Source organism: Planktothrix sp. PLAVEN19ND, from assembly GCF_057220675.1.
On sequence record NZ_CM170132.1, the window covers coordinates 1478831 to 1490792 of the forward strand.

The window sequence follows — 11962 nt, forward strand, 5'->3', positions numbered from 1 at the left end:
TGGAACATTCAGAAAATTAATCCTTTGGATGGATTATAGATGAAAATTGGGAACTCTTTTAAAACAAATTAAGTGTAAAAAATCCTAAAAGTAAAGTTACTCCAAAAATGATCGTCAAGGCATAAAATTGGGTTTGGCCAGAAACATTGTATTTCAAACTTTGCCCACTAAAAATCGTTGCTATTCCCACTAGGTTAACAAATCCATCCACGATATAGCGGTCAATCCAATACATAATATTAGAGATGAAGCCGACTATAAAAATAATCGTGACTCGATACAGTTTTGCTGTGTAAAAATCGTAAGCAAAGAAGTCTTGTACAGCTTGAGAGGGCAGTTTAACAGGTTTTGGCCAATTACTATTCCAATAAATTCCAGCACTAAGTCCCCATCCTAAAACCGTCGAGGTGATTAATAAACCCGCAACTGTTAGATTAATTGTTTCCCATTGGGGTAACAAATTCCATTGTTTTAATAACAAGGGAATATGCAGACAAAATCCCGCTAAAATGGTCATAGGTAATACCATTGCCCATAAAACTTCCTGAGAACGGGTGGTCATTTGTTTGGGTTTTCCCGTAAAAATCAACCCAAATTCACGGGTTAAACTAAAGACGGTTAAACCATTAACTAAAAACAGGCAAAGCGCAATAGCAGGTTGAGTGTTCCAGAGGGTTTCTGCTAACTCTAATATCGTCCAAAAACCGCCAAAGGGAGGAACAGCAACTAAGGAGGTCATTCCGACTAAAAAACACAATCCCGATATCGGACGCCGTGACCATAAACCGCCATATTGGGTTAAATCTTGGGTAACATTATTACTAATAATTCCCCCGGTGGTCATAACTAATAATGCCATCGGTAAGGCATAGGTAAATAGCAGAGAAAGAGCCGCTTGGGTTTGTCCAGTTCCAACGGCAATAAAGGTGATGCCCATATAGGCACTAACGGAATAGGAAAGGGCGCGTTTTATATCAATTTGAGCAATAGCAATACAACTGGCTCCCACGGAAGTTGCTAACCCAATAAATACCATAGTTGACGTTACCAAAGGAGACAAGGCTAAAACGGGCTGCACTTTGACTAATACCCAAGCTCCAGAGGCAACGACAACAGAATTGCGTAAAATTGTACTAGGAAGGGGGCCTTCCATGGCTTCATCTAACCATAAATGTAGGGGAAATTGAGCACATTTTCCTAGTGGCCCTGCCAGTAATGCTAACCCTAATAGAGTGGCAACTTTCGGGTCAAGTTGGGCCGTTTGTGACCATTGGGCTAATTCCGTAAAATTCCAAGTTCCGGCGAGGGGAAATAGGGCAACTACTCCCATTAATAGAAATAAGTCTCCGACCCGTTTGGTTAAAAAGGCATCTCTAGCCCCGGTGACAACTAAGGGTTGATTAAACCATAATCCCACTAATAAATAAGTTCCTAATGTGAGGACTTCCAGAATTATGTAACTGTGGAATAGGGAATTACACAGGACTAACCCACATAACCCGGCTTCAAATAAGGCTAATAGGGAATAGAATCGCGACCAGCCCCAGTCCATTTCCATATAACCGACGGCGTAAATTTGGGCTAAAACATTTAACCCAGTAATAACTAAGGTGGCAGCAACGGTGACAACAGAGACTTCTAATGGGATATCCAAGTTGAGGTTAACGATGCTAAACCAGGGAATGATTAACTGTTGGGGAGGTTGACCCCAAATTTCAGTTAGGGCGAATAACCCATGTACAAAGGCGAATAGGGTGGTGATAATATTGACATATCCGGCTGGACGGGGGCCAGTGCGCCGAATAATAGACGGAAACCAGAGGGTAGATAACAAAGCTCCGATTAATGGGTAGCAGGGTATCCACCAAATGGTTTTTACGAAAAAATCAGTCATTGGTGCGACCTATTGATCAGTTTGCAGAAATATGAAGAATTACCTTGGGGGAAAGACCTTATCCCAAGGGCTATGTAGCTTTTTGAAGTCGCGAGGAATTCAAAAAGCTACATAGACTTTTTGCTGTTGAATATAACCATACCATAGACATTAGTATATGAGTATATCCAAAAGCATATCAATATGACAGGTATATCTGATAAATGCTATAGATTTTGCTTATATTTAAGCCTTTCCTCCCCTTTTTTTTAACAATTGACATTTTCTGACTAAATAAAAATATAATTTAGATCGTGGCTAAATTTTAAAAAAGCACTGCGATTGTAACATAAATTCATGCAACAACAGGCCAACAAATCTACAATAGAGAAAGATTTAATTTATAATAGTTTGGACAAATTCTTTTAATATCTGTTCATAGCGATCGCCCGCCACTTCACTGACATCATTATGATCAGCTCCTTCCACCCAAAAAGACAATTTAGGAGTATTTACGGCTGCAAATAATCGTTGTCCGTGACTAAAAGGAATCACTTGATCAGCAGTTCCATGAATCACTAAAACTGGAGCTTTAATCAAAGGAATTTTGCTCAGATTGGGAAACTTATCAAAAGGATATAAAGGCAAGTCTATTTTAACTCGAAAGGTGCTAACAAAGGTACTTTCCAGAACCAAACCCGCCACAGGTTGACGGGAGGCTAAATCCACCGATGGCCCCCCACCCAGAGAACGGCCATAAACAATAATCTGATTCGGAGGAATTTTTAACTGTTGTGTGAGATAATTATAAGCAGCATCAATGGCTTGATAAGCACCCAGTTCCGAGGGTTCTCCCGCACTCATGCCATAGCCCGGATAATCATAGGAAAAAACCGCAAATCCCATCTGACGAAGTAATTCTAAGACAACGCGAATATCTCCTAAATCTTCCGCATTGCCATGACTATAAAGAATAGTATATTTAGCTTTAGGATTCGGTAAATATAAGGCTGTGATATTTACACCTGGCTCTATTTTTAGGGTTAGGAATTCTGGAGTTAGTTGATAACTAGAAGGTTGAGGAACAAAAATTAAACGTTCAGAATATAAATATGCCCAAACCCCAACATCGACATAGAGAATTATCAGAAAACGGATCATTCGTTTCAGGGAAAACTCGCCCATAACAAAGCGTTTGAACAAAGTCTGAGGATTCATAATAATCTTTATGAGGCAAAGCTGTTTTTATTCTGATTTTGTAGTTTAATAGATTTGGTGAACAATTAATAGAGTTAATCGATTGTGAGGAATTACCATGAACTATCCTAATGACCTCAGATATTCAGATAGCCACGAATATATCAGACTTGATGGCGAAATTGCCACCATTGGCATTACAATCTTTGCCGTGCAGCAACTCGGAGAGATCGTTTTTGTAGAACTACCGAACCAGGATACTTGGTTTGAGAAAGGGGCAGAGTATGGAACGCTTGAATCTGTGAAAGCCGTTGCAGAGTTCTATGCACCGATCAGTGGGAAAGTGATTGAATGCAATACGAACCTTGAAAATTCCCCTGAAATTATATCTGATGATCCCTATGGAGAAGGATGGTTAATCAAAGTTCAGGTTGATAACCTGAGTGATTTAGATGATGCCTTATCCGCAGAACAATATCAAGACTTAGTTCAAGGCGTTTAACAGAGGATTTTGGGTTTTAGGTGTGTTCAAAGTCTTAATTTAAAAAAGATATATGACCGATTCATCTATATCAGTTCCAGAAAATATTACCTTTGAGCAAGGTATAGAAATTACCCAACTGTTGTTAAATAAATTAGAAGAGAACTCATTACCAGAGGCTGAAATTGAAAAGGTGATCACGGAGTTAGTCAAAACTCAGAATGGAGCCAGGGGATTTTTTGTGACCTACTTAACCGATGCTCGTTCTTGTTTTGATCAGCCCATTGTTTCTATCATTCAAGCCTTAGAAACTTCGCCGGAAATTGTGTCGGATTTACTGGTTAAAAATGTGGCGATGTCCGCGGCAATGGTCGTCTATCATCATCGACACAATAACCTAGAAATGCAGGAAAGTTCACAACAGGTTGTTCAACGTTCTTCTAATTTAATTCAACAGTTGAATTTTTCTCCTTTGCGATCGCGGCTTCAACAACTATTAAACAGTGTTCAAACCGGAGCAGGAATCTATCAAGATTTCTTAGAACGTTGGGAATATGATTCAGAACAACTGGCGGCTATAGTCAAGAGTTTAGAACGTTTATTGTAGTCAGTCTAAATCAAAAAATAGGTAATAGTGATTAAACTCCACCTCTCTTTGAAGTCGGAGAGGGGAGAATAATTTTTACTCCTAAATATCCACTAGAACTAAATTTTGGAGACAAAAAAATTCCTAATTCAACAATATACTGGATTTGAATTAACTATCTATGTTTTTAACATAAAATTCATGTTTGATATTTTTTAATTCTATAAATCTTGACAAACTAATAAAATTAAGGTAATAATTCTTCATTCAATTAAAGTTACCAAAAATCATCTTATGAATTCTCATCCCCCCCTCAAAACCCTCGGCTGTTTAGGAGATGTTACCCTAGAAGCGGATCAAGTCCGTTTAAAAGGATGGGTAACTTCAATTCAAGGTGAACCCATAGAAGGATTTAAGTTAATGATTGGGGGTCAAGAAATCACCCAATTCAAAATTGAAAAAAACCTGCCTAGTCCCGATGTTTATAAACTATTTCCTACCCTACCTAACGCTGACCAAGCTCGATTTTTAATTTATATTCCTATAGAGGGGATTGCACCGGATAAATTTAATACTTTAGTACAATTAATTCCTTTAGTCAAGGGACAGGCAGGAGAAATTTTATTTAATTTATTAGAATCTATTCTTCCGGTTCCCGAGAAAGAAGATCGGGTTGGAGTGGGAGGAAGTTTTAAATTTGTCGCCTGTGATTTTCTCGGTCATTTTGTTAATAAAGCTCAATTAAAACCCCACGAATCTATTTTAGACGCGGGATGTGGCGTGGGTCGCATGGCCTATTCCCTCGCCTATTATTTAGATGATACTGCCCGTTATGAAGGGTTTGATATTGTTGAAAAATGGATTAAATGGAATCAATCTGTGATTCATGAACATCGACCTAACTTTAACTTTCAATGGGCGAATATTTATAATAAACGCTATAATACAGAAGGAACAATTAAAGTAGAAAACTATGATTTTCCCTATGCCGATGAACAATTTGATTTTGTTTTCTTAACTTCCGTATTTACCCATTTATATGCGAATGCGGTTCAAAATTATCTCAAAGAAGTTTATCGAGTTCTCAAGCCGGGAGGACGGTGTTTATGTACATTCTTTTTGTTAAATGAAGAATCGGAAGTTCTAATTAAGGCTGGAAAAAGTTCTCAAAATTTAATCCATGAATTTGAAGACTCATTTTTCTCAAATTTAGAAATTCCCGAAAGTGACATGGGTCATCGAGAAATATTAGTAATGCAGTGGATTGAAGCATTAGGTTTTACAGTTTCCGCCAAATATTATGGGTTATGGTGCGGACGAACTCCCGCCACTAACTACCAGGATATCTTAATCTTAAAAAAACCTAAATAACTTCGTAGTAAGCCCTGAAGGGCTTTCTTATTTATTTATTTATTATTCTCTCAATCATCCCAATCCTTCCCATAATCCTTAACCGGATATTGCACCCAAGCATCGCGTAACCATTGGCGACCATAATCTTCAATATACCAATGAACACTGCTTTCCTCCCAATCATAGGGAGATGGAACATAATCATGTTTAACCGGATTAAAATGGAGATAATTTAAAGTTTGATAATAATGGTTATCATTGCGAATCATCCGGTCTGAAAAACTGTACCAAATCTTGCGTTTTGTCACTTGGTCTTCTAAATTCCAGTAACGAGAAGTTCGCCCATGAATAATATTAAATAAACGGCTTAATTCTGGAAATTTATCAACATAAACCAATAAATGATAATGATTAGGAAGGATAACCCAAGCCCGAATATCAAAACCTGCATTAATAAATTGTTCAAAAATTAAATTTAATAATTCTTGACGACGATGGGGTGTTGAAATATAGGGTTGGTGTTCATAACAAGCAACAGTTAATAAATAAAAAGCTTCAATCTGAATAGGATGGGGAGGTGAGTGGGGAGGAAATCCTTTGGCTAACCGTTGTTTAACCAGTTCTTTGCGTTGCTCAGGTGTAAGTTTACGATATTCATACATCATAAAAGTAGTAAGCCCTTTAGGGCTTTCTCCTGTATTTTTAGGTTGGAGAGGATTAAGCCCTGAAGGGCTTACTACCATTGTTTTAACACATGAGATCATAAAGTAGTGAGCCATTTAGGGCTTTCTCTTATATTTTTATTTGAGAGGATTAAGCCCTGAAGGGCTTACTACAGGTGGAAAGGCGAGAAAAGATTAAGGATAAATTTTCATTTGGTGTTGTGTTACCTACACCATAACAGGCTCTTTTTCGCCAACCAACAATAGGTAAATGTCCTATTGGTGCATTTAGGGTGAAATTTAGTTCTTCATAATAAAGCCAACTTTCTCCTCGTCGCCAACCAACTTGATCACAAAACTTTGGATAATCTCCTTCTAAATCATAGAAAATTTGCCATTGACTTGTTAAACTAAATAATCCCTGACTATAATATTCCCAGAGCCAGTTTAGGGTGTTTAAATCCGTACAGGAAAACTGTTCAATATCTTCTGGTCTTAACCATTTTTCAGCTTCTCTTTCGGCAATATATAAAATCAATTCCCAGGTATATTCATCGGCGGTTTTCCAATCTCCATTGGCTAATAATTCGATGAGTGAACTGTAGTCTATACTAAGTTCTGATTGGGGGAAATTTGGGTAAGATGAAGGAGTTATATTAACTAATAATTCAGGGTCAAGGGTTTCTAAGTAATGTAATATCCATTCTAACAAATTTTGTAGGTTTTGTCTTTCTAAAGTAGCTTGTTGCAGTTGATTTTCCAAGGATTCTAACCGAGGTAAAAGGTCAGCAACGGTTAATCTTTTTTTTGCTTTAGAAGGGGTTTTTTGTTGAGAAATATCGACAGTTTGGAGACGTTTCCAAGTTTGTCTTGCCCAATCTAAACATTTTTCATCCTGTTTTAAACCTTCTGGTATAGATACATGGAGTTGTAAATCCCATCCACAGACTACACAAGTTTCTGGAATCGGTTTTTGATAGTTAGAGTCACAGACTGGGCATGGAAAGCTCATCGAAAGTCGGGATTAGGGGGTTTGTTGTATGTTAACATTCCCCCATCCTCAAAACCTGATCCGCCAATTTCCTGTCATTTCCTAACAATATTGTATGATTTGAATATCGGGGTTCTCTTAAGGGAGTCTGGGGTAAGCCAGGGGAAAGAAATAATCAGTGTTATAGAGGTCAGTTGTCAAATCCCATGTTGAAACAATTTGTTAAAGGTAATCAACAGTGGATTTTACCTATTTATTGAGGAAGAATAAATGATGAGTGAGTCCGAATTAACCACTATTTTAATAATTGATAACCATTCAATTGACCTACGGATTCTATTAGATTTATTTAGTCAAAAACAGGTTAATTTATTCTGGATAAATCCAGATAAAGCTGCTGTTTCTATGGAAAAATTATCTCTAGCTGATTTGATTTTTATTGCGGTTTCTGTGCTGGGGGAGAATGAATATCTGTTGTGTCAACATTTGCAGAGTTCGGGTCTAAATATTCCAATTGTTTTGATTACAACTTCTCAAAATCAAGAGACTATCAAAACTGGGTTGAGTTTAGGAGTGATAGATTATCTATTTACTTGTTTAGAGACTGAGGAGTTTTTACTGAAATTAAACAACTATTGGAAGTTGGCTGAAAATCGAAAAGAAGTCCGGCAAAGTTTTAATCAATTAAAACAAGAATTAGAAACAGAGAGACGAGAAAATTTACAGCTTAAAAATATTAATTATCAATTAGAAATAAAGGTTGAATCCCAGCAAGAAGAATTACAAAAATCTATTATAGAATCAGAAAATAATCAAATTGCTTTAGAACAGTGTTTCAAGAAAATTAAGATTATTCAAACTCAATTAGTGAATAACGAAAAAATGTCAATTCTCGGGCAAATGTTAGCTGGAATTGCCCATGAAATTAATAATCCGGTTAATTTTATTTATGGAAATCTAGCCTATGTTCAAGAATACACTGACAATCTTTTAAAGATTTTTGAACTCTATCAACAGTATTATTCTAATCCCCATCCGGTGATTCAACAGGAGGTGGAAGCGGTAGAATTAAACTTTATTTTAGAAGATTTGCCTAAGATGTTAGAATCGATGCAGGTGGGTGCAGAACGGATTCGAGAAATTGTGCTGAGTTTACGCAATTTTGCCCGTCAGGATGGTTCTCAAATGAGAGCAACTAATCTTCATGAAGGGATTGATAGCACCTTAATGATTTTACAAAATCGGTTAAAACGAAAACAGGATCATCCGGCGATTCATGTAATCAAAGAATATAGTTCCTCTTTACCTTTAGTTGAATGTTATGGAGGCGAAATGAATCAAGTTTTTATGAATATTTTAGCCAACGCTATTGATGCGATTGAAGAAAACAATCAACAAAAAAATATTGAAGAATTGCAGGTTAATCCTGGTCACATTTTGATTAAAACCGATATTATTAATGATCATAATGTCGTGATTAAAATTAGTGATAATGCCGGGGGAATGACCGAGGAAATTTTAGCCCATCTATTTGAACCATTTTTTACCACAAAACCTGTAGGTAAGGGGACGGGGATTGGTTTATCTATCAGTAAAAATATTGTGGTTGAAAAACATAAAGGTAGTTTACAATGTATTTCTACCCCAGGGAAAGGAACAGAATTTATTATTGAAATTCCCATTACTCAGGAAATGCCGACTCAAAAACATGAGTATAAAAAACAAGTTTCTATTTTAACTCAGGGAAATTAATTGATCATCCATTTTGCATCGACTGTAGTTTTCAAACCTTCATTACATTAAAGGAATTAGATATGAAAATTTCAACTTCAGAATATTTACTTAAAAACCATAAATTTCTTGTGAAAACAACATTAGTTTTGTTGGTGTTTCCTTTGATTAATGGTTGGAATTTATCAAAAGCGATCGCTCAAATTATACCCGATCAAACCTTACCTCAAAATACTATTATTACCCCCAATGGTAGTATCATTAAAATCGAAGGTGGAACCCAAAATGGGATTAACTTATTCCATAGTTTTAAAGACTTTTCAGTTCCCGAAGGTGTTGCCGCCTTTTTCAATAACTCCGTGGATATTAAAAATATTATTAGTCGCGTTACTGGCAATAATATCTCTAACCTCCAGGGTTTAATTCAAGCCAATGGCACAGCCAATTTATTCTTAATTAATCCCCATGGCATCTTATTTGGCCCCAATGCTCAATTAAATATTGGAGGGTCTTTTACTGCTAGTACCGCTAATAGTATTATTTTTAATAATGGCGGTGAATTTAGTGCCACTAATCCCCAAGCACCGCCCCTATTAACCGTTAATATTCCTATCGGGTTACAACTGGGAAAACAGCCCGGGGCCATCACCAATCAATCCCAAGCTTTAGGCATAGGAGTGGATGGCAAAAGTGCAACAACAGGATTACAAGTTCAACCCGGTCAAAATATTAGTTTAATCGGGGGAGATGTGGTTTTAAATCAAGGCAATCTTACCGCTTTTAATGGTAGAATCGAATTAGCAGCCCTAAAAAATGGCACTTGGTCTTTACAACCCCAGCCGGAACAATTTGACTCTCCTAACCTCCAATTCGGCTCGATTCAATTATTACGTCAAAGTCAAATTGATACCAGTGGAGCCGGAGGAGGATTAATTACCATCCAAGGAGGAACGGTTTCCCTAACCGATAGTTCTCGAATTCTTGCTAATACTTTAGATGCCCTTAATGGTGGCGGAATCCAAATTCAAGCCGAACAATTTCAATTAGATAATCGTGCCTTTATCTCCTCCTCCACCATTGGTACAGGAAACGCCGGAGATATTAATATTAAAGCCAAAAATTCGATTGATTTAGTGGGCACTCAACCCCTATCCTTCATCGAACAATTATTATCGGAAAAGTTTAGTCCCACTAATCTATATGACGGTATTTTTAGTGTGAGTGCGGGTGAAGGAGCATCGGGAAACGTCACCCTGGAAACCCCCCAACTCCGGGTGATGAATGGGGCGACCATTTTAACCCCCACCGTGGGGGTTGGGTCAGGGGGAAATATTACCCTGTTAGCCTCGAAATCCGTTGATATTACTAATGGTTCGATTGTGGTCACCGGAACCATTAGCCCTGGCGATTCTGGAGATATCAATATTATTACCCCCCAATTGCGCGTCCTCCAAGATGGATATATCATCACCAGTCCCGGACGTTCCGGGGAAGGTCAGGGGGGAAATATTACGGTGAATGCCGATACCGTCGAACTGCGGGGGGTGAAATCGGGCGTCGCTTCCCCGGGGGGATTATTTACCGCCACCTTGGGTACTGGAGGCGCGGGAGATATCACGATTAACAGCCGGGAACTGACCGTTGCTGAAGGGGCGCAGGTATCTGCTTCAGCGGCGGGAGCAGGGAAAGGGGGCAATTTAACCGTGAATGCGGAATCGGTGCAACTGCGGGGAGTATCGGAGGATGGCCGGTTTTTGAGTGGGTTACTCACCTCATCTTCCCTGTTGACCGTTGAGGGACAAAAAGGTACTGCACCCGCCGGGGATTTAACCGTCAATACTCAACGGTTGGTGGTGCGTGATGGCGCCCAAATTTCGGCGGCGACTGGCGGGGAAGGAGCGGCGGGAAATTTAACCCTAAATGCCTCGGAATCCATTGATGTTATAGGGTTTGCCACCAATATTGACAAATCCGTAGAATCCGTTTCCTTTGGAACTATTGGCGATGGTATTGTTCCCAGTTCCATTGAGTCGAATACCAGTGGGGCGGGCAGTGCCGGGGATTTGCGGATTAATACCAGAAGGTTAACGGTGCGAAATGGGGCGGAAATTGGGGTGCGGGGAACCAATAAAGGAGCCGCCGGGAACTTAGAAATTCAAGCGGATAAGGTTTTATTAGATAACGAAGGAACCATTAGTGCCGCCACCGTCGCTGGAACCGGAGGAAATATTCGGTTACAGGCGCGAACAGTGGAACTGCGACGGGATAGCCAAATTACCACCAATGCCAGCAACGCCGATGGGGGAAATATTACCCTGGGTACTTCTAATTTAGTTGCCTTAGAAAACAGTGATATCACAGCTAATGCTCAAGCGGGGAAAGGAGGACAGGTGAGAATTAATGCTCAAGGGGTGTTTGGAACCCAGTTTCGGGAATTTCAGACTCCCCAAAGTGATATTACCGCCACCAGTGAGTTAGGGGCAGCATTCAGTGGGGCGGTGGAAATTAGCAGTCCAGAAGTTGACCCTAGTGCCGGGATAGGGTCGTTACCGAGTAATTTAGTTGACCCCACCACCTTAATTGCGACCCGCTGTTCGGGAAATCAACAAAATCAATTTGTAATTACCGGACGCGGGGGTTTACCTGCGAGTCCCAATGATGCTTTGGGTTCTGAACCGACGGTCATCAATTGGATTAATTTGGTTGAACCCTCGACAACATCCCCTGTCACCCCCACATCTCCTGTGGAGACCCACCATGGCGCGTCTCTACAACCCAAAATTCAGGAAGCCCAAGGATGGATAGTTCGGGCTGATGGGGTAATCGAATTAGTTACTAATCCCCCCAACGGTAAACCACAGCCTGCGGGTGTTTTACCTCCTCAATGTTAAGAGGTAATTACGAATTACGAATTACGAATTACGAATTGGTAATAGAAGGAGTTTACATCCCCCGCCTCCCCCTGCTCCCCCTGCTCCCCCTGCTCCCCCTGCTCCCCCTGCTCCCCCTGCCTCCCCTGCCTCCCCTGCTCCCCCTGCCTCCCCTGCTCCCCCTGCCCCCCCTGCTCCCCCTGCTCCCCTGCTCCCCC

The 11962-nt window shown here is 39.6% G+C and carries 9 protein-coding genes; 5 read left to right on the forward strand and 4 right to left on the reverse strand.

Translation table 11 applies throughout. From position 1 onward, the window contains the following. Positions 1–58: 58 nt before the first annotated feature. Positions 59–1894: an NAD(P)H-quinone oxidoreductase subunit F gene (locus AC2D3N_RS06350; protein ID WP_484693118.1), complete on the reverse strand. Its 1836-nt coding sequence runs from the start codon at positions 1892–1894 to the stop codon at positions 59–61. Positions 1895–2269: 375 nt separating this feature from the next. Next, the gene (locus AC2D3N_RS06355) at positions 2270–3091 is read right to left on the reverse strand and encodes an alpha/beta hydrolase (RefSeq protein ID WP_484693119.1); all 822 of its coding nucleotides are present in this window, start codon (positions 3089–3091) and stop codon (positions 2270–2272) included. A gap of 91 nt (positions 3092–3182) precedes the next feature. Between AC2D3N_RS06355 and gcvH the strand changes: the two genes are divergently transcribed. From gcvH to AC2D3N_RS06370, 3 genes are all read left to right on the forward strand, one after another. Continuing rightward, positions 3183–3572 carry a glycine cleavage system protein GcvH gene (gene gcvH, locus AC2D3N_RS06360; protein ID WP_484693736.1) on the forward strand — a complete coding sequence of 130 codons (390 nt, stop codon included), beginning with the start codon at positions 3183–3185 and terminating at the stop codon, positions 3570–3572. A gap of 52 nt (positions 3573–3624) precedes the next feature. Continuing rightward, on the forward strand, positions 3625–4158 hold the full coding sequence (locus AC2D3N_RS06365) for a hypothetical protein (protein WP_079677245.1): 534 nt from the start codon (positions 3625–3627) through the stop codon (positions 4156–4158). A gap of 273 nt (positions 4159–4431) precedes the next feature. Further along, complete coding sequence (locus AC2D3N_RS06370; protein WP_484693120.1) at positions 4432–5508, forward strand: class I SAM-dependent methyltransferase; 1077 nt, start codon at positions 4432–4434, stop codon at positions 5506–5508. A gap of 50 nt (positions 5509–5558) precedes the next feature. On the opposite strand, the gene AC2D3N_RS06375 is transcribed toward AC2D3N_RS06370, so the two are convergent. After that, positions 5559–6233, reverse strand: a complete 675-nt coding sequence (locus tag AC2D3N_RS06375) for an REP-associated tyrosine transposase (RefSeq protein ID WP_234996599.1) — start codon at positions 6231–6233, stop codon at positions 5559–5561. A gap of 70 nt (positions 6234–6303) precedes the next feature. Beyond that, positions 6304–7164 carry a GUN4 domain-containing protein gene (locus AC2D3N_RS06380; RefSeq protein ID WP_484693121.1) on the reverse strand — a complete coding sequence of 287 codons (861 nt, stop codon included), beginning with the start codon at positions 7162–7164 and terminating at the stop codon, positions 6304–6306. Positions 7165–7413: 249 nt separating this feature from the next. Here AC2D3N_RS06380 and AC2D3N_RS06385 point away from each other — a divergent pair, with 249 nt between their 5' ends. Beyond that, positions 7414–8895: an ATP-binding protein gene (locus AC2D3N_RS06385; RefSeq protein ID WP_079677249.1), complete on the forward strand. Its 1482-nt coding sequence runs from the start codon at positions 7414–7416 to the stop codon at positions 8893–8895. A 62-nt stretch (positions 8896–8957) separates the two neighbouring features. Further along, positions 8958–11765, forward strand: coding sequence for a two-partner secretion domain-containing protein (locus AC2D3N_RS06390; protein ID WP_484693122.1), 2808 nt, complete (start codon positions 8958–8960; stop codon positions 11763–11765). Positions 11766–11962: the final 197 nt, after the last annotated feature.